We start from the raw sequence: 22,056 nt of genomic DNA on the forward strand, positions 1-22,056 counted from the left end.
CAGCAACCGGGGCTGGGAACCCGCCTCGTGAGTCTTGGATGCTTCAGCTCTACTTCAGAGACCCGGTACACGGGATCGATGAAGCAACTGGGGCAGAGGAAGAGACAAAAATCTCGCCGTCAAGCGGGTGAGGAAACCCCACCCGCCTGCGCGGTGGGGTAGTTCATCTGGATCTTGATTTTCGGGGTTTTCGAGTACATGGAACAAACCACTGGCAACCTCAACCTGGCCCGCAGCATGGCCATTCAGGCGCTGGTAATTGGGCGCATCCTCTACTTGCTCAGCCTTAGCCAGGCTATCCCTACCCTGTTGGGCCGCGGGCGCGCCAGCCAGTTGGAGCGCCACGAACGCTTAATGGATGTGGCGGCTATTGCCATTGGCATTGGGGCGGCCATCCTACTGCAGATCCTCTTTAGCCAATGGAGCCTGTTCAACACTCTCTTCGAGACAGCACCCCTGAGTTGGGCGCAGTGGGGCTTCTGTCTACTGGTGAGCTTGCCGATGATCGGGGTTGCAGCGCTGGCCAACCGGGTGGATCCGGAAGGCGCCTCGCTGGCCCGCTCCCCTAGGAAAGCCTAAAAGGTGCCTCCAGCTGGCCTGAAGTCACCCTAGGGATGGCTACTGTCTCCAAGAGGCTTTCTAGGGCTGGGATCCAGAGAGTCTTCCCCAGATCTTTGGCAAGGGGCGGTGAGGGCCTGCCTCTCGCTTTTTGCCAGAGAGCTGCGCCTAGCGGTTGGCCTGGGGAATGAGGATTTGCTGCAAGGCTTCTTTTAAGTGAGGATATTGGAAGGTGAAACCCAGCTGCAGCGCGGCCTGAGGGATCACCCTCTGCCCCGTCAGAACCACCTGAGCTGCTTCGCCCAGCAGCAGTTCTAGGGCCAGCTCTGGCACCGGCAGCCACGAGGGGCGGGCCAAAACTTGCCCCAAAGTGCGGCAGAACTCTTCCATCTGCACGGGGTTGGGGGCAGTGGCGTTGAAGACACCGGATCCCTGCTGCAGTAGGAAGCAGACCAGGCTTACCCAGTCGTCGCGGTGGATCCAGGAGACCCACTGCTTGCCAGAGCCAAGGGGGCCGCCGAGGAAAAACTGAAAGGGGGCAAGCATTTGGGCCAGGGCTCCCCCAGCGGGCCCCAGGACAATCCCCGTGCGCAGGATGGCCAGGCGGATCCCCAGCTCCTCCGCCGGGCGGGCGGCGGCTTCCCAGGCTTGACAGACTTCTGCCAAAAAGCCCTGGCCTGGCGGAGCCGCCTCCGTTAGGGGATCCCCTTCGGGTCGGGAGCCGTAGTAACCCACTGCCGAGCTGTTGATCAGCACCTGGGGCTTTGGGTCGAGGGAGGCAAGAGCCTGGACGAGAGCCTGGGTGGTTTCCACGCGGCTGCGGCGGATTTCTCTTTTCTTGGCTTCTGTCCAGCGGGAAGAGGCCAGGGGCTCCCCGGCCAGGTTGACAACGGCCTCGTACCCTTCCAGAGCTGAGGCCCAGGCTTGCGGTTGGTAGGGATCGTACCCCAGCAGCTTAAGGTTGGGGGATGCTCCCAGAACGCGGCGGGCCTGCTCAGGGCGGCGGCTCAAAACCAACACCTGATCCCCCCGCTCCAGCAGGCGGGCCACCAAGCGGCGCCCGATAAAACCACTCCCGCCCGTGATGGCAATGCGCATAGGACTTCCCTTCTCCAACTCCCTGGGATCTGTGCAGAGCATTCCCCCCTTGAACCTCTAGCCTAGCGCGTCTGCAGTCTTGGCCGTGGTCGTCTTGGGGGAATGGCAAAACCAGCCCAGGCCATGCCGAGTTGGCGCTGAAAAGACGGAAAAGAAAAAAGTCTGGGGCCAGCCCCTGACATACCTGGGAAAATCGGCTTCAATAAGCCCTAGCTGCGCTTCCTGGCAGCAGCAGCGGTTCCTTATCCCCTTACCTTCTTCCCTTTACCCGTGGCACCCAAGTCTTCTTCCCGCACTCCGGCTCGCCCCTTGCCTCTACAGGTGGAGCAGGTTGCTGGGCCTGGGCTGCCCCTTTCCAGTCGCTCCCAGGGATCCCTAGTCCGAGCAGGGAGGCAAGGAGCGCTGGTTGCCAGCCAGCCAACGATCCCCGTTCGAGCTTCTCGCTCCAGAAGCTTGTCCTATCTGCGGAAACGGCCGGTGCCAGAGCCGCAAACCTGGGAAGTGGTCTGTCGCATCGGGGTAAACTTCCTCTTTACCGCGGCTGCCCTCGGCGGCCTATATCGTCTCTTGCCAGTACAGTTGGCCCAGCACCACCGCCTGCAGGTTTTGGAGCATCACATCGAAATTCTCTCAACCCGGCTTTCTCGGCTGCAGGAAGAAGTGGATCGCGGCATGGATCCCCTTCAACAACAGGCTCTGATCAAAGAACGTCTCAACCGCGTGCCGCCCGATCAACTCCAGGTGCGCCTGGTGGATCCCAGTAGCCTGGTGGCCGATGAGGAGAAGAATGTTTCCCCTGCCTGGATCGGACAATCTCCCCAGCCGCTTGGGAGACCGTAGCTGACCTAGCTAGTAGGACTGCTTCAAGAGCAAGGCCACCTCTTTGGCAAAGTAGGTGAGGATCATGTCAGCGCCGGCCCGCTTCATAGCCAAGAGCGATTCCATCATCACTTTCTTGCCGTCGATCCAGCCCTTTTGCTCGGCAGCCTTAATCATGGCGTATTCGCCGCTCACGTTGTAGGCGGCCACGGGCAGATCCGTCGCTTCCTTGACCCGATAGATGATGTCCAGGTAGGCCAAGGCCGGCTTCACCATCACCATATCGGCCCCTTCGGCCTCGTCCAGCTCCACCTCCCTGAGGGCCTCGCGGGCGTTGGCGGGATCCATCTGATAGGTTTTCTTGTCCCCCCACTTGGGCGCAGATCCCAGGGCATCGCGGAAGGGGCCGTAGAAGGCAGAGGCATACTTGGCGGAGTAGGCCAGGATGGCCACGTCGGTATAGCCCTGCTCGTCTAGGGCTTCGCGAATGGCGCCGACGCGACCGTCCATCATATCAGAGGGGGCAACAACGTCGGTTCCCGCCTCTGCTTGGGAGAGGGCCTGCTTGACCAACACCTCCACCGTCTCGTCGTTGAGGATCACCCCATCCCGCACAATGCCATCGTGGCCGTCACTGTTGTAAGGATCCAAGGCTACGTCCGTTACCACCAGGATTTCGGGGATCTCCTGCTTGATCCGCCGCACCGCCCGCTGGATCAACCCTTCTGGGTTAAAGGATTCCCGCCCCGTGGGGTCTTTCTTTTCTTCGGGCACCACCGGGAAGAGGGCCACAGCCGGGATCCCCAAGTTGGCCGCCTCCTCCACTTCCTTCAAGAGCAGATCCAGGGTGTAGCGGTAGCAGCCGGGCATCGACTCCACCTCTTGCCGCTGGTTCTCCCCTTCCATAACAAACAGGGGGTAGATGAGATCCTGCACCCGCAGGTGGGTTTCCTGAACCAGTTGGCGAAGGGCCTCGGTGCGCCGCAGCCGGCGGGGACGGTAGATCAGGTCTTGGCTCATAGGAGCAGGAGAAAGAGGGCGTCTCTATTTTGCCATGAGGTCGCTAGGGGCTGAGTTATCGTGGATCTCTCCCTGAGGTAGCCGGCGGGCAAGCTCCACGGCGCCGGTAGGATTGACAACGATATCGGCGGAGGTATAGAGCACCAGAACCGGCAGTTCTGGCCAATGGGCTTGGTCAAGGCAGCGCTGCCCACTGCCCGCCAGCTCGGCTGTAAATCTGGCCCGCGTTACACCCCTGTCGCTAAGGGAGCGCGATGTTGCTTTTCGCTTCAAAACATTTCTTAACAATTTTGCCCCTTGCCAGGGATCCTTATCTGGCCGAGCTTTGCGGCCCTTTTCCGGCAAGTGTCCGAGGCGTTTTCGGGACAAATCGCGGCCAAGGGCGGGAATAACGAGCTGCTGGGGGGTATGATCTTGTGAAGAACTTTTGCTGAGCCTCAGGGTTGACGGGATCCCGTCTCTGTGGCAGTCTGTCTTTGCTCTACCATTGCCTTGTGGCTTGTTCGCTTCATCCACTTGGAAACGGGTTGCTGAAACTATGCTGTTACTGAAAATCTCTGTTTACGCGGTGGTAATCTTTTTTGTGGGACTGTTTGTCTTTGGTTTCTTGAGCAACGACCCTGCCCGCAACCCCAACCGTCGGGACATGGAATGAGGGATCCCGCGCTTGGGCGTTCCTGGTGAGCATGGCTAACGCCTTAAGGGGGTGCTTGATGCACCCTCTGCTTTCGCTTGGCTCTCAACCCAAAGCAGCGACTTAGTTTGCCTATTGAAAGACTGTAATCAGAAGAGTCTGGGATCCAGAGCGGTTCTGCTGATCGAAAGCGGTGATGCGGAACTGCCAAACGCCGGCAAGATCGCCAGGAGCAACCCGGAAGTCGGTGTTGAAGCTACAGAAAGTGGCACCTGGGCTGCAGCCAACCTGCTGCGGGTTAAAGACCTCTCTTTGGACGCGCGTGCCAAGCGGGTTAAAGGTTTCCAGTTCCACAAACTGGGTTGAGCGGGCGCCGCCGGGCACACTCACCTGCACCGTGAAAGCCGGTGTGGAGGTGCCTATGCGCACAGAGGTAGGCGGATTGATAAAGGCAACGGTTGGGCTTTGGGGTGGAACGATAATCGATCCGCCAGAGCTGCCGCTGTTGCCGCAGGCGGTCAGAGGGGTGGCTAGAAAGCCCGTTGCCAAGAGAGTTAGCACAGCGCGTCGCATTCTTGTCTCTCCTCACAAAACTTTGCAGAAACTTGGAAACCCCTTGTCCCCTCGCGGGGGCAAGTTTGCCTCTAGGCTAATCTTTGCTGCTCCAGCCCTAGAGCAGATGCGCAATCGCGCAAAGATAGAGAATCTCTTGCGCTAAAACAACAGCAAGCGCCGCAGGATCAAGGCCATGACAGCAACAAAGCCGGCTACGATGAGCTGCCCCGGCAAGGTGTAGCCTGAGTAGAGGCCAATCAATCTCAGCAACTCCCCATCCCAAGGTTGGGTGGCCAAAAGATAGACAATTCCGGTCAGGTGAACCAAGGCCAGAGCTGCCAAGCTGGCAGATCCCAAGTCCTGCAGGCGCACTGGCGCAGAGATGCTGGGCAGCACGTAGGGGTTGCGGCGAGGGGGAAAGGAAGCGGTCGGCAAGTGAGGATCCGTGTGTCGAAAGGCCATTGTCCCGCAGGCCCAGGCCGCGGGCAGGAAGCCCAGCAGGTAGCCGAAGGCGGGCTGGTACAGGTATTGCCATCCGCCTCCCTGGGCAAACACCTGCAGCCCCGCCAACCCCAATCCCAGATAGACAATCTGGGCACACACTGCCGCCACCGGCCCCGCTAGACAGGCCGTCAGCAGCATGCCGCCAATTTGTAGGGAAAAGCTATACCCTCCCACCCCTGGCCACTGAGACGGCAAGCTTACCTGGGTTAGGGTGCCCAAAATGGTCAAGATCACCCCAATCGCCGTCCAAAGCCATTCCAGAGGGGTTAGAAGCCGGCCAGGGCGCATAGCCGCTGGAAAATCTTTCCTTATGCTAGGAGAGGATACAGCCCCGATAAGGTAGGTAAGAGAGTGGTTAAGCCAGAGTGGATTGCCTTAGCCCAGGCCCTAGCCGACGCGGCCGGAGCGGTGATTCGCCCTTTGTTTCGCGGGGAGCTGCAGGCCGAGTACAAAGAGGCCAGATCCCCTATCGTAACGATAGCCGACCGGGAAGCCGAACGGGCAATGCGGGCCCTGCTAGCCGCCCATGTGCCGGAGCACAACATTCTTGGCGAGGAATTTGGTTTCCACCAGACCGGTTCCTCTTACACCTGGGTTTTGGATCCCTTGGATGGCACCATTGCCTTTTCCGCTGGCAAACCCACCTTTGCCACCTTGATTGCCCTTTTGGAAAACGACCGCCCTGTCTTGGGCATCATCGATCAGCCAGTGTTGGGTGAGCGCTGGCTAGGGGTGCAGGGACAACCAACCCGATGGATGACCCCCTCTACCCAACAGCTCACGCGCACCAAAGCCACCACTGACCTCAGCCGCGCCTACCTAAGCTGCACGACCCCCGATTTGTTCACCCAGCCTGACCAGCAGCAGCGCTTTCAGCAGCTCAGCCGCTTGGTCCACATCACCTCCTACGGCGGCGACGGCTACCAGTACGGCCTCTTAGCCAGCGGCTACATCGATCTGGTCATGGAATGTGGCCTTGCCCTCTACGATTTTGCCGCCCTTGTGCCGGTGATCGAGGGATCCGGCGGTGTGATTACCGACTGGGCGGGGGATCCCTTAACTCGCACCTCCAAGGGAGAAGTGCTGGCGGCGGCCAACTCCAACTTACATCGCCAGGCCTTAGCGGCAATAAGCTCCAAGGGGTAGTTCCTAGCCTAAATTGGTTGCGAGCCTTGGAGAGCGATTGTTAGTTCATTGCCGGATAAAGCTCTAGCTAAGTTCTCTGTCCGGCACCTCCCTCGACAACCAGTAGCGCCAGCTCAAAAGCAAAATCCCACAGGGAATGTATGTGGCTACTAACTTTTTCCACCCCTTAGACACTCTATTGGCAGCTTTCGACCCCAATTCAGAACCTAAATCTACCCCCAGCTAAGGTTTAAGGCTGAGAGTGCTCATCTAGAGTAGGCTTGTTTTCTGGAAGCGGGCGGACGGAATCGAACCGACAACAGCAGTTTGGAAGCCGCCGGTTTTATACCCGCAAACGCTTGCTGCGTAAGGCTTTGCGGCGTTCCTTTAGTCTTGCGGGCAAGTTGCGGGCAGCAAGTCCTACTGACCAGATAAGCTTCAGAAGCCAAGCGTTGTTGCTGGAGAGGAATCGAACAAAGAGCTGGCCGCCTCCTTCGTCGTGACATACCTAGCCATACTGAACCTTGGCTACCCTAATCTTTCTTTCAGCGCAGCTCGACCTATTGCTGGCTAGGTCAACAAAACGCGCGGAGTGCCCCCCTGTATAGACGGTGGGAATGGACAGCGCCCCTAGATTGACTTTGGGTGTACCAGAGCACCGCCGCACGAAACAATACACTTAGAGTCAAGCTGTACCGCCATCATGTCTGTGTCTGCTTGTGGTTTTGCGATAGAGAGGGACAGGGGGTCGGTGAGAGTTATGTTCGATGTTGCTACCAACCAGGGCTGGGAACCCGCCTCGTGAGTCTTGGATGCTTCAGCTCTACTATGGCTAGCGCCACGCTTTGCGAACGCAGACTCGGTACACAGGATGGACGCCGTCCCGCTGCCGCAAACGATGAAACAACTGGGGCAGGGGAAGAGACAAAAGCCTTGTCGTCAGGTAGGCGGGGGAACCCCACCCATGCGCTGGGGTAGCTCATGACAGACACAGGCAGCAGCCTTCCCGCTAATGGTGCAGAGCCCCTACACTAGAGCTTGCGTGGAAGTGTTGTAATCAGTAGGGAAGATATTGCAGGAGAAAATTCCATGCTTCAAGAGAACGTTGAAATGAGCCCAATTCCGCCTAACTTACTGGACTATCAGAGAAGAGCTCTGGCCATGCGGGAGAGTTCATACATTGACTTTCCAGCCCACGTCCATCTGGAAACGATGGCGCGCTGCAACGCTGCCTGCAACTTTTGTCCCTATCCTTCGCTAGAAAGAAAAGGGACAAAGATGGACGATGCTCTCATAGAGAAAATCGTCAACGACCTTAAAGACATTCCACGTCTTCATCGCTTTCAATTAAGCCCCTTTAAGGTCAATGAGCCATTTTTGGATGCACGGATTTTTGATTTGCTTACGTACCTCCAGTCTGAGTTACCACACGCTACCATCACCTTGACTACCAATGCTTCGCTCATCAACGAGCGGATCTTGGAACGATTGACTCAGTTCCCCAATCTTGGCTACTTGTGGGTTAGTTTTAACGATCATCGCCCGAGCGAATATGAGGCAACAATGAGGTTGCCCTATAGACGAACCCGCGAAAGCCTGGACATGCTGCACAAAACAAAAGCTGAAGGACGTTTGCCAATGCGCATTGTGCTGTCGCGTGTCGGTGACGGCACGGCAGTTGATAAAGATTTTGCTGTCTGGGTAAAGACAACTTATCCCTTGTTTGAAGTGAGCATTTTTCCACGTATGAACTGGCTTGGCCAGGTTGACATGCCCCCTTCCGCAGTGCCGCCTGTAGCCTGCACCCGCTGGTTTGATATATCGATCACAGCAACGGGTATGGTAGCCCATTGTTGCGCCGATGGCCAGGCACGCTACCCCATAGGCAACGTTCGGGAGCAGCATGTCCTCGACATCTACAACAGCCCAAGCTATCGCCGACTGCGCACAACAGTGGACAACCGTCTGCGTGTCGAGCCCTGCCGCCGCTGCAATTTTCTCTGAGAGAGATTTATGGCTATTACCGCCATCGAATACACCCTATTTCGCCAAATGCGGGAGCAAAACGCCATTCCACTTGGAGGAGACTGTTTGGAACTGGGCGAAGCCAACTGGTATGGCGACGTGGCTGTCGAGCAGCTTGGCCAAGACATTTATCGCTTTGCCAAAGAGGAAGAACGTACTGCCCTCTTCCGTCAGCTCGATGAAATGACTCAAGCCAAGCGCCCCGGAATGCTGTTCGAGATTGCCAAGATCTTTTGGCGCACCTTCTGGCAGCCGCGCTCCATGACGGCGGTGGATCTTCACGGCACGGAGACAGCTCTCAAGCTGAACCTCAATTTTCCTATCGAGTTGCCCCAGCGTTATGATGCTGTTTTTAACCTTGGCACAGCCGAGCACATCTTCAACATTGCTCAGGTAATGAAAACCATACACGACTACACACTGCCTGGTGGCTTGATGATCCATGGCCTGCCCTTTACTGGCTGGTTCGACCATGGTTTTTACAACGTGCAACCGACTTTTTTCTGGGATCTAGCTCAGGCAAATGGTTATACGATAATGGCTTATCTCTACGTCGAATACAACCCACTGAAGTTTGTGCAGCTATGGAAACGCGAGGATATTCTCGAACTAGCCACCAAAAATCAGATTGGCCACAATGCCCTGCTTTACTGCGTACTGCGCAAGCCCGCTGAAGATCAACCGTTTCACTTTCCGATTCAGGGCTACTATGCTGGCACTCTCTCCCAAGAGGCAGCACAGTCTTGGAAAGCTCTACGATCCTGATCCGCTTCCCCTACGCGACGTGCATGTCATACGCCGTGCTGGAGTAAACTCCTCCACGGCCATAGCTTGCTTCCCTGAAGCAGTAGCCTGCAGAGGACAAGCCAACTACGGGCCTCTGGGCTGGTTTACAGCAGCTCCAGATGGGGCAATCAGGTTGGCCGCGTTGGACTCCCCATCCCCTTCCCAAGGCCTTTCTTGACCGCCTGGACTGGGGTGGGGGCTAGCTTGCAGACTAGGGTCAGGGTTTGTTGCAGGGTAATAGTACGATAGCCTCAGTGCTGCGCTTTTCTAATGACACCCCTTTACTCCGACTCCTGCCCGGCATGCGGCGAAGTAGCGGCCCACCCTTTCTTTGACGGAGGGATGGCGCCGCTTGCCACCCTAGGCTGGCCGCGCACTGAACATGAGGCGCGGTCAATGCCCCGTTATCGGCTTGACTTTGTCCAGTGCGTTGCCTGTGGCCATGTCTGGAATCGCGCCTTCTGCTATGAGGATGTTCCCTACCCCAGCCAGCCCAACCTCATGTTCAACGCTGGGATCCTGTGGAACCAGCACCTGGCACAACTGGCTAATGAGGCGTTGACCTACCTGCCCCAGAAGCCAACAGTGGTTGAGATTGGGTGCGGCTGTGGTCACTTTCTGCGCGCCTTGGCTGCGCGTCGGCAAGGACACTACATCGGATTTGATCCCCACCAACCAGACGACTTCCCCCGCGACTTCCAGTTTGAGGCGCGGCTTTTTGAGCCGGTTGAGGATCTGCTGCGCCTTCAGCCAGATCTGGTGGTGATGCGCCACGTGCTGGAGCACTTTAGCCAACCAGCAGCTTTCCTGCAGCAGTTGGCGTGGGCTGCGAGTCAATGTGAGAAGACTGTCCGCTTGCTCGTTGAAGTACCTTGTATCGACCGGGTCTTCTCTACAGGCCGATTGGTTGATTTTTACTACGAACACCCCCAGCAGTTCAGTACCGAGTCACTGCGCACCCTGTTACAGCGCGTGGGTGCCATTGTGAGCTTGTGGCATGCCTACGATGGGGAAGTGGTGCTGGCCATCGTGGAGCTCCGGCTACCCCCCGATTGGCGGCTACGAGCAGAAGCAGCAGCTCAATTCCTGCAGCGCAGCCAAGCGGCCCGGCGCAGGATTGCGGCCCAGCTTCACGAGCTTGCCCGCAGTGGCCTGCGGGTTGCTATATGGGGAGGTACAGGGAAAGGGGCAGCCTTCATGCACCACTTTGGGGTTAGGGCCGAGCAGTTTCCCTTGGTCGTCGATTCGGATCCCAACAAGGTCGGCACTCATGTGCCCGGGGTAGGTCAGAGAATTGTGAGCCGAGAGGAACTGGTCAAGCAACCGCCAGACGTGGTCATCATTCCGACGCAATGGCGCGCTGCCGACATTGTGACAGAGATGGCCAGCCTTGGGATAGCGCCAAAGCAGGTTCTCATCGAGCACCAAGGGCAGTTGGTTGACTACTGGCACGCGACCCATCCCTATGCCCTTCCGGAAGGGAAAAAGAGCACTTGAGGAGTTTCCCTGCAATGTCAGAGTTGGACGACCTGCTGCAGCAAGCCCTCAACCATCACCAGCAGGGGCGCCTGGAGGAGGCGGAGCGGCTCTACCGAGCTGTTCTACGGTCTGTCCCTCGCCACCCAGAGGCACACCACAAGCTGGGGCAGCTTACCCGCCAGCGGGGGCAGCCTCGGGCGGCCCTGCACCATTTGGTAACCGCCGTCAGCGCCAATCCAACGGTTGGTCAGTATTGGCTGTCCCTGGTTGAGGCGCTGACGGAGTGTGGCGAATATGCGGAGGCCGAGCGGGTACTTGCCGATGGGCACACCCTCGGACTCCTGGAAGAGGCAGTGGTTGTCGAGTGGAGCGCGCGGCTGGCCGCTACCAAGCTGGCAGGAGAGGCCCCCCTCTCCAGCCCGGTGCCAGCGACTCGAACCCTTAGCGAGGAGGAGGTCAGCGAGCTGCAGGCAGCAAGTGAGGCCTACAACTGTGGCAACCTGGCCCTTGCTTTGCAAAAAGCCCAGGAGGTGCTGGCCAGAAACCCCAACTCTGCCCTGGCCTGGGCCCTTGTTGCCAACGTGCGCTGGAAGCAGGGGGAGTATGTTGCAGCAGAAGAGGCGGCTCGCCGCGCTCTGGATCTTGAGCCCCAAGAGCGCAACGCCCTGTTTGCCCTGGCGCTATCTCTGCAAGAGCAAGGGCGCTACGTGGAAAGCGAGGCGACCTATCGCCAGGCGCTCCAGGCCTATCCAGAGGATGCTGAGATATACAGCAATTTTTCAGCTCTATTGCAGCAGATAGGCAAATGGTCGGAAGCGCAAGCTGCTGCCTTGCGGGCCATCGAGCTCCGGCCGACCTATGCCGACGCCTGGTTCAACTACGGGAGTGCGCTGCTGGGGGGTGGCGAAAGAACGCGGGCCAAGAACGCCTACCAAGCAGCGCTGCAGTTCAATCCCCAACGGGTGGAAGCGCTCCTCTTGCTTGGGAGAATGGAGGTAGGAGAGCGCAACTTTTCCCAGGCCCTGGATTACTACGACAAAGCCTTGGCCCTTCGCCCCGACTTCCCTGAGGGCTTGCTGGGCAAGGTAGAAGTCTACCTCAATTTAGAGCTCTTTCAGGAAGCAGAGAGCTTTGCCCGTCTTGCCCTTCAAAAAGATCCCCACCACTTTGCTGCCTATCTGGGTCTAGCGCTTGCCTTGGCAGCTCAAGAAAGAGATGCAGAAGCAGAGGAAGTGCTGCAGGCCGCGCGCCAATGCAGGCCGCAACCCCCTAATGCTGCCGAGCAGATCCTTGCGGCGCAGATTGAGGGCCGGCTTTGGCTACCCTCCATCCTAGAGTCACAGGCCGCTATCGCCCACTGGCGGGCACGCTATCAGGAGGGTCTGCGGAGTTTGCTGGCCTTGCCTGGAACCCTGGAAGACCCGACCCAACTCTTCAGACGCTCCCTTTCCTTCGAGCTTGCCTACCACAACGCCGACGACCGGCCACTCATGGAGATGCTCTGCCAGCTCTTTCGAGCCAAGGCGCCGCAGCTCAATTTTGAAGCACCGCATGTTGCCCGTTGGCACTTCCCTGCTGGTCGGCGCATCCGCGTTGGCTTTTGCTCAAAGTTTCTTGTCGGCCACACCATCGGCAAGCTCTACCAGGGCCTTTTGCGTCAGCTTGACCGCTCGCGTTTTGAAGTTATCCTCATCTACCCACCGCAAGCCCGTCGCGACTCGGTGCGGGCTATGTTAGAGGCTGCTTGCGACCGAGTGGTGGTTCTCAGCGGCCTACTGCCCCAGTGGCAGGCGCAGGTTGCAGCCCTTGAACTGGACGCTCTTTTCTATCCCGACATCGGCATGTCGATGGCCACCTACTTCCTGGCCTATGCGCGGCTTGCGCCGGTGCAGATGGTTAGCTACGGCCACCCGGATACCACTGGCCTCGATACAATCGATTACTTCCTGGGGGCCGATGCGCCAATGGAGCCAGAAGGGGCGGAAGCGTACTACAGCGAGCGCTTGGTGCGCTTTGCCCGCCTGCCCTTCTGCTACCAACTTTTCAGCTTGCCACGGCAAATTCCCCCACGCGCAGAACTGGGCCTGCCTGAGCGCGGCAGGCTCTACGGCTGCCCGCAATCGCTTTTTAAGCTTCACCCTGACTTCGACGCGGTGCTAGCAGCCATTGCCGAGAGCGATCCCGATGGCCACATTGTCCTCGTCGACAGCTGGGCCAAGACTTGGAACGACCAGCTTAGGGCCCGCTGGGCAAAGAGCGCCCCCATCCTCAACGAACGGGTCTGCTTTGTGCCGCGCCAGCCCCTTGCTCGCTTCATGACGCTGGTGGCCCATTGTGACGTTCTGCTGGATCCTATCCATTTCGGCTCAGGCAACACTCTCTACGAGGCCATGGCCTACAGCAAACCCATTGTCACCTGGCCTGGGCGCTTTGCCCGTGGGCGTTTTGTGGCGGCAGCCTATGAGCAGATGGGGATTGCCGAGATAGCGCCCATTGCCCCATCCCTCGACGCCTATGCGGCCACAGCCCTTGCTTTTGGCCGCGACAAGGAGCGCTGTCTGGCTTTTGCCACCAAGGCCGTAGAAGCAGCCGAAGCGCACCTGTACAACGACCTGCAGGTCGTGCGTCAGTTCGAGACCTTTCTCCTGGCGGCGCTGGAAGCGGCTGCCCGTGGAGAGAAGCTGCCCAGCGGTTTTCGGGTGCCACCCCCCGACCCTGGGAGCTGAAATTCCCAAGGGGTGCGGAGTTGCTGCCTCTGCTCGTGGGCAGAAAACAAGCTCCCCCGTATCCTTACCAGCTACTCAACGGGACACCGGAGCAGTGCCAAGCTCTAGCTCCCTGTCTAGGGCCACCACCTGCTGCCATGTCCGGCACCCCCATCGACGTGCGGTAGCGCCGGCCCTGCTACGTTCAAGTCAGACGCAGCCAACCCTTGTCTTGAGTCACGTAGACAACTTCCTTTGGCTCTCTCCTTGCGATCATTTTGCGATCACTCTACGCACCCAACTTACCCTCTTCTACCCCAAACTTGGCTTTACCCTCAACTGAGGTTTTAGGTCTGAAAGGGCTTATCTGGAGCCAGTTTTGCGGCTTAGTTCAGGATCTACCGGCTGGAAGCGGGCGGACGGAATCGAACCGACAACAGCAGTTTGGAAGACTGCGGTTTTACCATTAAACTACGCCCGCACAGGCATCTGCCTCTGCCAAGTACCTATACTAGCATTTGCCGCTAGCCTCTTTCTAAGACCACCTCTGCTCAAAGCAGAGAGACGAGATGTTTCTCATCGACGCTGGAGCTGCTTCTTACGTTTCTTCTGCCACTGGCGAAACTCTCTCTCGTAGCGTTCCCCCTCCGTCTGGTAGGCGTTCCAGCCTTTGAGGGAAACTGTCAAGCCCCAGCCCATGAGTATAAACAGCGACCAAGATAGCCCCCCGCCGGAAAGCCAGTCCAAGCCCAGCAGAAAGCTGTTGACAATTGCGTATCGGCCCAGCAACTGGTAAAACTGCCGACGGCGGTAGCGCTGGAACTCGCGATGCTGGTTGTTCAGCTCTTGCCAAGCCTTCCATTCCTGCTCGGCCAAGTCCAGCTCTTGGGGTGAGATCCCCAGTTCGGCGGCCATCTCCTGCAACTGGGCGCGGGTAAACTCGCCCAGGCGCGGCTGGCGGGCAATGGCCCGCTGGAGGATCTGCTGCACGTCTTCTTGGCTGTACCGGGATCCCGACATTGAGTCTACACGCAACTTTACAATTCTTAGTCCAAGTTAGCCAGATCTTGCAGCTCGTTAAGTTCGCCTTGCTGCAGAAGCCAACCGCTAGACTAAACCTAGGCCAGCCCGCCAGGCGCTTTCTCCACGGCTAAGTTACTCCTTGCCAACCGAACTTGCCAATAGGGCTATGACTTCTACCCGCCCTAGATCCCGCCAGAGCCGTCAGAGTCGGACTTCCCTATTGAGCGATCTGCTACAGGCCGTGCCCCATCTGCGCCCGCAGCTTTATTTCAAGTCTTCTCTGGTTGCCCTTAGCCATGCCATCGAGGATCAGGTGTTGCAAGGTCAGGGATCCCCGTGGGTGTTCGCCAATTTTCAAAAAGAGCGCTACTACCGCCAGGAGGCGCGGCGCTACCGTCGCATCAGCGCGGTTGCCCAAGATGTGTTTGTGCTGGCTACCCCCGATGGGGCTCAGGCTGACCTGCCCCCTAACTTTATCCCCCTGGATCCGGAGGATCCACTGGCTCAGGAGTGGCATTTGATCGTTATCGACGCCCACTATGCCACCTGCTTGGTGTGTCGGGAGCGGCCCTGGCAAGGCAGCGATATCGATGCGGCGCGGCAGTTCGACGGCATCTGGTCATTTGAGCGCCTGATCGCCGCCCAGGCGGCTTTGGCTCTGTTGCCGAAGATCCTCGCTTACCGTCCGGATCTGGCTCCTCGCTTGGAGCCGGCTCGCCAGTACCTGGAGGGATCCCCGCAAAACTCCGCCAGCCAACTGAACCCAGGGCCCTTTACAGAGCGGCTGATCACCTATCTTCAGGCAGGCCAATACAAGCTGCAGCGGGCCTATCGCACCATTCAGGCTCAAGAGCGCAAGGAACGCTTGATCAACCGCATCAGCAGCGCCATTCGCCAGTCTTTGCATCCCGGCGATATCCTGACCATTGCGGTGCAGGAATTGGGGCAAGCGGCAGGAGTGGGGCGCTGTTTGATCTACCGCTACGATGGCCAGGTTCCTGCTGTCCAGATCGAGCACGAGTATCACACCCTGAGAATGGGCAGCCTCAAGGGATCCCTTTGGCCCGTGCAAAGTAACCCTTTTCTGCAGGAGGCAATGGCCTCAGCACACCTGGTGTGTTGCGAGGACAGCCAGAAGGATCCGCGTCTGCATTGCCTGCCGGAGCTGTGGCAGCCGGCCCAAATTCGCGCTTGGGTGGCTCTGCCGATTCTCTATCAGGGGCGGTTGCTGGGCCTCTTGGAGCTGCACCACGAACACCCTCGCCGCTGGCAGCCGGCCACTCTGGAGTTGGCAGAAGCCATTGCCAATCAAGTGGGGGTGGCCCTCTTACAGGCAGAAGCCTACCAGCACCTGGAAGAGCTGAATCGCCAATTGCAGGATCTGGATCGGGCCAAGTCGGAGCTGATCGCTGTGATCGGGCACGAGCTGCGCACCCCTTTGTCCACCATTCAAGTGTGTCTGGAGTCGTTGGCCAGCGATCCTCATATGCCCTTGGAGATGCGCCAGGAGATGTTGAATGCAGCTCTGCAAGATGCCGGTCGGCTGCGGGAGTTGGTGCAGGATTTTCTCACCCTCTCCAAGCTGGAAAGCGGTCGCGTTCGCTGGCATATCGAGCCGTTGTCTGCCCAAGAATGCGTGGAGCTGGCCCTGAGCAACGTCAAAGCGCGACGGCGGCACGAGGAGTTACCCACCATCGAGCAGGCGCTGCCCAGACGGCTGCCGATGGTCAAGGCGGATGGGGAATGGCTGGTGGAGCTCTTGCGCAAGCTGTTGGACAATGCCTGCAAGTTTACTCCTCCCAGCGGGCGGATCTGGATCCGGGCAGAGGTGGAGCCATCAGCCGGCGAACCTGGAGAAGCGATGGTGAGATTTACTGTGGCCGACAGTGGACGCGGCATTGAACCGGAGCGCTTACAGGTCATTTTCGAGCGGTTTTACCAGGCAGAGGGATCCCTGCGCCGTTCCGTGGGCGGGACGGGCTTGGGGCTGGCCATCTGCCGGCTGATCATCGAGGCGATGGGGGGGCGCATCTGGGCCGAATCGGGAGGGATCAACCAGGGCAGTGCCTTCCACTTCACCCTGCCGATAGCCAACCCACAAACCCAAAGACAACCCTCGATGGCCGCCTGAACCCTAAGAAGTGAAGGTCTGCTGCGCTGACCTGGGATCCCAGCCGGCAAATGTAAACTGCCAATATCCAACAAATCAGGCTACCGCAAAGCTCTGGCCTAGATCCGTAGCTCCCCTCTCCCAAAGGGAGAGGGGGCTGGGGGTGAGGGCAATTTCCCTTAGGGAGAGGGGCTGGGGGTGTTCGCGTTAGCGGCGCGGAGCGCTTGGGATGGCACGCCCTATTGGGAACATAGACTCAGGCAGCGCTCCCGAATCGCCTGGAGGTTAAAGGCCAAGTCCCGGCGGAGGCGCCGTTCCACCAGGCCGACCGGCATGCGACGCGGCGGCTTCACCTGCAGGTGGTAGGTGAGCAAAGTTTGATGGTTTAGCCACTCGGCCAGTTCCCAAAACCCCTCGAAGAGGAGAAAATCCCCTTCCACCTCCTGGAAGCGAAGCTGGTGGGGAAAGATTTCCTCAATGGCCAGCACCACTGCCGCCGAAAAGCGGGCAAATAAAACCTTTTGGGATCCCACTTGGCGCACCAGTTTGCGGCCATTCTCGCTGCCGAGGAGGCGGCTTTCCACCAAGTTGGGAATGAACTCCGCCAGATGGTCGTAATCGGTTAAAACCTGCCAAACCCACTGTCGCTCCACCGGAATAAGGACGCGGCCCTGCACATGGCGGCGGCGCTCCCCCAAGTCCTCCACCTCCACCTGGATATCTTCGGGAACTGGGATCCCGTCTTCCGGAGCAGGGTCTGGGAGGCCTTGGGGATCCTGTGGGGAGTCGGAAGGCATGGCCAGCAATCGGAGCGCGTCAGGGTTACAGAACCAAGGGGAAGGGCCGGCAGCCCCAACCCAAGCCCAGTTCATTGTACGAGGAATTGTATAGCAGATAACGCACTAGGGGAAAAGGGCCTGGAACCAGGCGACGATCACCTGCCACACTTGATCCAGAAGAGCAAAGGGATCCCGCAGCTCCTGCAGCACCTGCCGCGGGCCAATCCTAAAGACCACGTACAGCACGGCCAGGAGAACTACGATCCCCACCGCCGTCCAGATGGCCTCTCGAACCACCCGCACCCAGAAAACCAGCATAAAAATGGCGATGGCCACCGCGGCCACCAGCGGCAATGTCTCCAGTACCATCGGATCCCCCCCGTTTGGCTCAGATGTTTTGGATTTGACCCCACTGTAGCCAGTTTGAACTGAGAATAAGGTGCTCGCAAATGCCCGCTGACAAGGGATCCCATCCCGTAAAATGGGATCACCCCGATGAGCCTTCTTTGCTTGGCTAAACGTATGGACATCATCACCTTTGGCTGGGTTGCTGTTGCTGCTTTCTTTGCCCTTTCCATTGCCTTTGTGGTCTGGGGCCGTAACGGCATGTAGCGGATCCCGCCTGGCCCTGTTGTTGCTAAAGGACTTCGTCCTGCTCTATGGAAATTGACTTGCCCTGGGTTGTCCGCCTCGTCTACGGCAGCATCTTTTTGCTCTTGACGGCTGTCACTGTGGGCGTTGGCTACATCACCTTTATCGACTGGCGGGATCGGCGGCGGCGCAGCGAGGCAGAACGGCAAGCTCGTCGCTCCAAGCGGCGGTAGCTACTGGGGTTCTGGGAGATTCCAAGAAGCCTCGCGATCGGGCCTGTCGTCAACGGTTCTCAGGGCAGGAGGGGCCACCCAGGGCAAGGGATCCTCAGGCTGGAGGCAAAAGAGCTCTTGCAGGAGACTCTGGTTGGCTTCCCAGAGAGCTTGCAGGTTGTAGCCGGCGTAGGTGGGCAGAAAGTCGGCCAGCTTGCGGTTGGCCTCCCCCAGCAGGATCATGCAGCCGCGGCGGTTGCCGTTTTGCAGGTGGTAGTAGGCCACGGCGGTTTGCAACAGCCCCTGGTAGAAGCGCCGCTCCGGATCTGTTGCCTCCATCCACAGCGCCTCCAGGGTGTCGTGGCAGGCGTAGAACTCCCCCCGGTTGAATTGCACAACGGCTAGTTGCAGCGCTTCTGGGTGGCCATCGCTCATGGGTCTAGGCACAGTTGCGACTCAGGGGCGGCTGCTGCAGGGATCCCTGCGGCAACAGCAGGGCAAAGCAGGTCTTACCGTGGCCGCTTTGTACACAGACGCTGCCCCCCAGCCGCTGCATCCACTGCTTAACCAAAGCCAGCCCCAGGCCGGTGCCGCCCCGCTTCCAGGGATCCCCGCTGGGGATGCGGTAGAACTTCTCAAAAATGCGCTCCCACTCGCTGCGGGGGATCTCCACCCCCTCGTTGATAACTCGAATTTGCACTTGTTCAGGGCTGAGGCGGCGCGCCGTCACCGTGATGCGGTGGTGAGGCGGGGTGTACTTGCAGGCGTTGTTGACCAGCTCCTGCACCACCCGCTCCAGACCCACCTGATCCGTCACCACCTTGCCCACCGCTGGGTCAATCTGCCACCGCAACTGTTGCTGATTGGCCTGGGCCCGCTGCACAAAGGGCTGGAGCACAGTGGGCAGCCAGGCGGCCAGGGACACTTCTTCAAGATGAAGGGGTTTGGATCCCTGCTCCAGCCGCTGCAGATCCAGCAGATCGTTGACCAATTCCGCCTCGCGCTCGCACTCCTGCTCCAGGATTTGCAAGTATTGCTCCCGTTTTTGCGGGGTGCGGGCCAGCTTCAGCAGTTGGATGGCCATTTTCATGTTGGTGATGGGCGTGCGCAGCTCGTGGGAGACGGTGCTCAAGAAATCATCTTTGAGGCGGTTGAGGCGTTCCAGCTCGCTGATTTGCTGCACCGAGGCCTGGTAGAGACGGGCCTGGCGGATGGCGATGGCACAGTGATCCGCCACCTGCTGCACCACCCGCACCTCCAGCTCATCAAAGCACTCGTCTGCCGGCTTGGCCAACCACAGATCGCCCAACACGGCCTGATCCTCCCGCAGCGGACATACCAGCAGGGTCAGCCCTTCCCGCCGCGGGATCCAGCTTTGCCCCGACAAATGGCACAGTTGCGCCGCTTGCCCCCTTTGCAGTTGCCGGTAGAGATCCGGGTAGTCGGCTAGGGTTAGAGCGATCCCGCCTGCAGGCGGCAGGGCGGCGGTGTACTCGTAGCGCACCGTGGCCTGGCCGGCTTCCGGATCGTAGAGACAGAGATCGCAGCCTTGGATGGGCAGCCCCAGAGCCAACTCCTGCACCACTGCCCGCAGGATCTGGGCTTCGTCCAGGGTGGTGCGCACCTGGTCGGTGACCCGCTGCAAGAGGGCATCCATAGCCAGAGAGCGCTGCAGGGCCGCCGTCCGCTCCTGCACCTCCTGCTCCAGACGGGCGTTGAGATCTTGCAACTGCCGGTAGAGCTGGTTTTGCGTGATCGAGAGGGCCAGGTGCACGGCAGCGCGGCTGACGAGCTCCAGCTCTGGGGCCGACCAAGCCTTGGGCTCGTCAATTTTCAGCTCCCGCCAGGCGGCAAAAGAGATCAAGGGCAGTTGTTGACGGGGATCCTCCCAACCTTCCCCTTGGGCGGGCCAGCGGTAGCCGGCCCAGTGGGTCTCTTGGCAGATGGCGCCACGAAACACGCTCAGCCAGCCCACCACCTGCTCGTTCCAAAGCAGCGGCACCGCCAGCAGCCCGCGGATGAGCGTCTGCTGCACCTGCGACCGCAGTTCTGGCCACTTCTCCAATTGCGAAAGCGACCAGGTTCTCACCCCGTTCCCTGCCGACTTGCCTCTTCCCACCTGCTCCTGCAGCCAGGCGTCGTACCCTGCCGGCGGCTGGATTCCATAGCAGTGGAGAGTCTCCAAGCCCATGAACTGGATGCGCAGCCGCGCCCCGATCCCTTGGAGCTGGGCGGTAAGCTGCTCCAGGACGGTGCTCAGGGTGGTTTCGGGGTGAAGCGGCGAGTACACCAGCGCCGCAATTTGGTTAATCAAGCGTTCCTGCTGCGCCTTCCGCCGCGCCTGCTCCAGCAATTCCGCCTGGGCAATGGCAATCGACACCTGATCCGCCACCAACTGCACCACCTGCAGCTCCTCAGCAGAGTAGGAGCGCGGCTCGGTGTGGTGGGAGACCAAGAGCCCCCACAATTGCTGGTGATGCAGGAGGGGCACCACCAGGGAAGAGGCCACCCCCATGCACTTGAGGTAATGGGCATGGCAGGGATCCACCGGCCGCTGCGGCACCTCTCCCAGAGGCAAAGGCTGGGCCTGGGCAAAGCGGCCCAGGGGCTCCGGCTGGCTGAGGGAGCGGGTTTGGCCCTCCACATCCACGATGACCCGCACCTGAGCGAGGCGAAACAGGTGCCGCGCTTGCTCAGGAATATCCCCCGCCGGAAAAGACAAACCCAGGAGAGAGGGCAGCCGCTCAGCTTGTCGAGCTTCCGCCACCACCGTTCCATGACCTTCCGGGTCGAAGCGGTACACCTTGACCCGATCCGTGCCCAAAAAGGCGCGCACCTCCTCCACCGTTGCCCTCAGGATCTGATCCAGCTCCAGGGATTGCCGGATCTGGTGGGTAATGCGGTTGATGAGGGCATCCCGGCTGGTGCAGGCTGCAGGGGCCAAGTTCTCTATAGCCATCTCTACATAAGGAAGCGCAGAAGTATTGGAAGCTACACTCCCTCTTTCACGATAGCGCCCCCTGCCGGGAAGTTACAGAGCCGCAAGGGAAAAGCTTAAGGAATTCAAAAGTTCTCCACTCTCCTTCACAAAGGGGGCTGGGGCAGGCGGAAGAGGCGGGCGGCATTTTGGCTGGTCTGTTGGGCCAGGTCTTCCAAGGGGATCTGCAACAGCTCCGCCAGGGTTTGGGCCACCCGCTGCACATGGGCTGGCTCGTTGCGCTTGCCGCGGAAGGGGGTGGGGGCCAAAAAAGGGCAATCGGTTTCCACCAAAAGTTGGGACAAGGGCACCTCCAAGGCCGACCGGCGCACGGTCTCAGCGTTCTTGAAGGTCACGATGCCGCTAAAGCTGATGAAGCAGCCCAGCTCCACAAAGAGCCGCGTCTCCTCCGGGGATCCGCTCCAGCAGTGCATCACCACCCGCAGCGGCCCCCCGGTGGCCAGGGCCTCCTTGAGGATTTCGTAGGTGGCTGCTGCCGCCTCGCGGCAATGGACGATCAGGGCCAAATCCTGCTCCTGGGCAATGGCAATGTGGGCGCGGAAGGATGCTTGTTGCCGCTCGATGTCCGCCGGGTCGGACTTGTAAAAATCTAAGCCCGTCTCCCCGATGGCCACCACCCGCGTGTCGCTGGCGGCCAACTGGGCGATCTTTTCGGCCAGATCCGGCTGCCACTGGCGCGCCTCCAGAGGGTGCAGCCCCACCGACAAAAACACCTCCGGATACTGGTCGGCAATGGCCTGCAACTGGGGAAATTCCGCTGGCGTTACACAGGAGTGCACCAGTTGCCGGATCCCGGCCTGGCGCCAGCGCTCGGCCACCTGCGGTAGATCTTCTGTAAAGTCGGGATAGTTCAGGTGGACGTGGGTGTCCACCAGGGGGGCAGCGGGCAAGACGGCGGTGCTCAAGGCTCAGCTCCCGAACAAAATGTTGCGGACTCTATCCAATTTTGACACTCCCCCGCCGGGAAACCGGTGGCTTTACGCGGCTATTCGTAAAAGCGGTTCTCGGCCCGGTCGGGATCCTAAGGATCCCTTC

General features: G+C 59.5%; 22 protein-coding genes and 1 tRNA gene. 11 read left to right on the top strand and 12 right to left on the bottom strand.

Annotated elements, in window-relative coordinates; all coding sequences use genetic code 11:
- Nucleotides 1-174: 174 nt before the first annotated feature.
- Complete coding sequence (locus NW845_RS00005; protein ID WP_414376135.1) at nt 175-579, top strand: cation transporting ATPase C-terminal domain-containing protein; 405 nt, start codon at nt 175-177, stop codon at nt 577-579.
- 147 nt (nt 580-726) lie between these two features.
- Here the strand turns inward: NW845_RS00005 and NW845_RS00010 are convergent, their stop codons facing one another.
- On the bottom strand, nt 727-1,656 hold the full coding sequence (locus NW845_RS00010) for a TIGR01777 family oxidoreductase (protein ID WP_414376137.1): 930 nt from the start codon (nt 1,654-1,656) through the stop codon (nt 727-729).
- Nucleotides 1,657-2,133: 477 nt separating this feature from the next.
- Here NW845_RS00010 and NW845_RS00015 point away from each other — a divergent pair, with 477 nt between their 5' ends.
- Nucleotides 2,134-2,496: a hypothetical protein gene (locus tag NW845_RS00015; protein ID WP_414376139.1), complete on the top strand. Its 363-nt coding sequence runs from the start codon at nt 2,134-2,136 to the stop codon at nt 2,494-2,496.
- Between the two features lie 9 nt (nt 2,497-2,505).
- Here NW845_RS00015 and hemB read toward each other — a convergent pair whose 3' ends face one another.
- Entirely contained in the window at nt 2,506-3,495 is a 990-nt protein-coding gene (gene hemB / locus NW845_RS00020; protein WP_414371267.1) for a porphobilinogen synthase, read from the bottom strand.
- A gap of 24 nt (nt 3,496-3,519) precedes the next feature.
- On the bottom strand, nt 3,520-3,768 hold the full coding sequence (locus NW845_RS00025) for a serine aminopeptidase domain-containing protein (protein WP_414376141.1): 249 nt from the start codon (nt 3,766-3,768) through the stop codon (nt 3,520-3,522).
- A 265-nt stretch (nt 3,769-4,033) separates the two neighbouring features.
- Here NW845_RS00025 and NW845_RS00030 point away from each other — a divergent pair, with 265 nt between their 5' ends.
- A complete protein-coding gene (locus NW845_RS00030) occupies nt 4,034-4,150 on the top strand; it encodes a photosystem II reaction center protein I (protein WP_011431538.1) in 117 nt (38 codons plus the stop codon).
- 111 nt (nt 4,151-4,261) lie between these two features.
- Here the strand turns inward: NW845_RS00030 and NW845_RS00035 are convergent, their stop codons facing one another.
- Nucleotides 4,262-4,702, bottom strand: coding sequence for a hypothetical protein (locus NW845_RS00035; RefSeq protein ID WP_414376142.1), 441 nt, complete (start codon nt 4,700-4,702; stop codon nt 4,262-4,264).
- Between the two features lie 141 nt (nt 4,703-4,843).
- Entirely contained in the window at nt 4,844-5,476 is a 633-nt protein-coding gene (locus tag NW845_RS00040; protein ID WP_414376144.1) for a biotin transporter BioY, read from the bottom strand.
- Between the two features lie 63 nt (nt 5,477-5,539).
- On the opposite strand from NW845_RS00040, the gene hisN reads away from it, so the two are divergent.
- From hisN to NW845_RS00065, 5 genes are all read left to right on the top strand, one after another.
- Nucleotides 5,540-6,334: a histidinol-phosphatase gene (gene hisN, locus NW845_RS00045; protein WP_414376146.1), complete on the top strand. Its 795-nt coding sequence runs from the start codon at nt 5,540-5,542 to the stop codon at nt 6,332-6,334.
- 1,068 nt (nt 6,335-7,402) lie between these two features.
- Nucleotides 7,403-8,317, top strand: coding sequence for a radical SAM/SPASM domain-containing protein (locus NW845_RS00050; protein ID WP_414376148.1), 915 nt, complete (start codon nt 7,403-7,405; stop codon nt 8,315-8,317).
- A 9-nt stretch (nt 8,318-8,326) separates the two neighbouring features.
- Nucleotides 8,327-9,103, top strand: coding sequence for a hypothetical protein (locus NW845_RS00055; RefSeq protein WP_414376150.1), 777 nt, complete (start codon nt 8,327-8,329; stop codon nt 9,101-9,103).
- A 363-nt stretch (nt 9,104-9,466) separates the two neighbouring features.
- Complete coding sequence (locus NW845_RS00060) at nt 9,467-10,621, top strand: class I SAM-dependent methyltransferase (RefSeq protein ID WP_414376152.1); 1,155 nt, start codon at nt 9,467-9,469, stop codon at nt 10,619-10,621.
- 14 nt (nt 10,622-10,635) lie between these two features.
- Nucleotides 10,636-13,329, top strand: a complete 2,694-nt coding sequence (locus NW845_RS00065) for a tetratricopeptide repeat protein (protein ID WP_414376154.1) — start codon at nt 10,636-10,638, stop codon at nt 13,327-13,329.
- A 389-nt stretch (nt 13,330-13,718) separates the two neighbouring features.
- Here the strand turns inward: NW845_RS00065 and NW845_RS00070 are convergent.
- Nucleotides 13,719-13,789, bottom strand: a tRNA-Gly gene (locus NW845_RS00070).
- A 95-nt stretch (nt 13,790-13,884) separates the two neighbouring features.
- On the bottom strand, nt 13,885-14,343 hold the full coding sequence (locus tag NW845_RS00075; protein ID WP_414366426.1) for a 2TM domain-containing protein: 459 nt from the start codon (nt 14,341-14,343) through the stop codon (nt 13,885-13,887).
- Nucleotides 14,344-14,497: 154 nt separating this feature from the next.
- Here NW845_RS00075 and NW845_RS00080 point away from each other — a divergent pair, with 154 nt between their 5' ends.
- Nucleotides 14,498-16,462: a DICT sensory domain-containing protein gene (locus NW845_RS00080; protein ID WP_414376156.1), complete on the top strand. Its 1,965-nt coding sequence runs from the start codon at nt 14,498-14,500 to the stop codon at nt 16,460-16,462.
- Nucleotides 16,463-16,680: 218 nt separating this feature from the next.
- Here the strand turns inward: NW845_RS00080 and NW845_RS00085 are convergent, their stop codons facing one another.
- Both NW845_RS00085 and NW845_RS00090 read right to left on the bottom strand, forming a co-directional pair.
- The gene (locus NW845_RS00085; RefSeq protein WP_414376158.1) at nt 16,681-17,238 is read right to left on the bottom strand and encodes an SRPBCC family protein; all 558 of its coding nucleotides are present in this window, start codon (nt 17,236-17,238) and stop codon (nt 16,681-16,683) included.
- A gap of 105 nt (nt 17,239-17,343) precedes the next feature.
- Nucleotides 17,344-17,589 carry a hypothetical protein gene (locus NW845_RS00090; protein ID WP_414376160.1) on the bottom strand — a complete coding sequence of 82 codons (246 nt, stop codon included), beginning with the start codon at nt 17,587-17,589 and terminating at the stop codon, nt 17,344-17,346.
- 126 nt (nt 17,590-17,715) lie between these two features.
- On the opposite strand from NW845_RS00090, the gene NW845_RS00095 reads away from it, so the two are divergent.
- Nucleotides 17,716-17,832 carry a cytochrome b6-f complex subunit PetN gene (locus NW845_RS00095; RefSeq protein ID WP_414376162.1) on the top strand — a complete coding sequence of 39 codons (117 nt, stop codon included), beginning with the start codon at nt 17,716-17,718 and terminating at the stop codon, nt 17,830-17,832.
- 47 nt (nt 17,833-17,879) lie between these two features.
- Nucleotides 17,880-18,044, top strand: a complete 165-nt coding sequence (locus NW845_RS00100) for a hypothetical protein (RefSeq protein WP_414376163.1) — start codon at nt 17,880-17,882, stop codon at nt 18,042-18,044.
- On the opposite strand, the gene NW845_RS00105 is transcribed toward NW845_RS00100, so the two are convergent.
- From NW845_RS00105 to NW845_RS00115, 3 genes are all read right to left on the bottom strand, one after another.
- A complete protein-coding gene (locus NW845_RS00105; RefSeq protein WP_414376164.1) occupies nt 18,045-18,458 on the bottom strand; it encodes a DUF309 domain-containing protein in 414 nt (137 codons plus the stop codon).
- 4 nt (nt 18,459-18,462) lie between these two features.
- Nucleotides 18,463-20,982: a GAF domain-containing protein gene (locus NW845_RS00110; protein WP_414376165.1), complete on the bottom strand. Its 2,520-nt coding sequence runs from the start codon at nt 20,980-20,982 to the stop codon at nt 18,463-18,465.
- 125 nt (nt 20,983-21,107) lie between these two features.
- Nucleotides 21,108-21,926, bottom strand: a complete 819-nt coding sequence (locus tag NW845_RS00115; RefSeq protein WP_414376167.1) for a TatD family hydrolase — start codon at nt 21,924-21,926, stop codon at nt 21,108-21,110.
- Between the last annotated feature and the right edge of the window lie 130 nt (nt 21,927-22,056).

The sequence above is a fragment of the Synechococcus sp. H60.2 genome, assembly GCF_047462315.1.
GTDB lineage: Bacteria > Cyanobacteriota > Cyanobacteriia > Thermostichales > Thermostichaceae > Thermostichus.

Bases quoted from the DNA above. Each gene is read 5' to 3' on its own strand.
- NW845_RS00010 (WP_414376137.1), bottom strand. From the start codon at position 1,656: ATGCGCATTGCCATCACGGGCGGGAGTGGTTTTATCGGGCGCCGCTTG.
- hemB (WP_414371267.1), bottom strand. From the start codon at position 3,495: ATGAGCCAAGACCTGATCTACCGTCCCCGCCGGCTGCGGCGCACCGAG.
- NW845_RS00030 (WP_011431538.1), top strand. From the start codon at position 4,034: ATGCTGTTACTGAAAATCTCTGTTTACGCGGTGGTAATCTTTTTTGTG.
- NW845_RS00035 (WP_414376142.1), bottom strand. From the start codon at position 4,702: ATGCGACGCGCTGTGCTAACTCTCTTGGCAACGGGCTTTCTAGCCACC.
- NW845_RS00040 (WP_414376144.1), bottom strand. From the start codon at position 5,476: ATGCGCCCTGGCCGGCTTCTAACCCCTCTGGAATGGCTTTGGACGGCG.
- NW845_RS00050 (WP_414376148.1), top strand. From the start codon at position 7,403: ATGCTTCAAGAGAACGTTGAAATGAGCCCAATTCCGCCTAACTTACTG.
- NW845_RS00055 (WP_414376150.1), top strand. From the start codon at position 8,327: ATGGCTATTACCGCCATCGAATACACCCTATTTCGCCAAATGCGGGAG.
- NW845_RS00060 (WP_414376152.1), top strand. From the start codon at position 9,467: ATGGCGCCGCTTGCCACCCTAGGCTGGCCGCGCACTGAACATGAGGCG.
- NW845_RS00065 (WP_414376154.1), top strand. From the start codon at position 10,636: ATGTCAGAGTTGGACGACCTGCTGCAGCAAGCCCTCAACCATCACCAG.
- NW845_RS00080 (WP_414376156.1), top strand. From the start codon at position 14,498: ATGACTTCTACCCGCCCTAGATCCCGCCAGAGCCGTCAGAGTCGGACT.
- NW845_RS00085 (WP_414376158.1), bottom strand. From the start codon at position 17,238: ATGCCTTCCGACTCCCCACAGGATCCCCAAGGCCTCCCAGACCCTGCT.
- NW845_RS00090 (WP_414376160.1), bottom strand. From the start codon at position 17,589: ATGGTACTGGAGACATTGCCGCTGGTGGCCGCGGTGGCCATCGCCATT.
- NW845_RS00095 (WP_414376162.1), top strand. From the start codon at position 17,716: ATGAGCCTTCTTTGCTTGGCTAAACGTATGGACATCATCACCTTTGGC.
- NW845_RS00100 (WP_414376163.1), top strand. From the start codon at position 17,880: ATGGAAATTGACTTGCCCTGGGTTGTCCGCCTCGTCTACGGCAGCATC.
- NW845_RS00105 (WP_414376164.1), bottom strand. From the start codon at position 18,458: ATGAGCGATGGCCACCCAGAAGCGCTGCAACTAGCCGTTGTGCAATTC.
- NW845_RS00110 (WP_414376165.1), bottom strand. From the start codon at position 20,982: ATGGCTATAGAGAACTTGGCCCCTGCAGCCTGCACCAGCCGGGATGCC.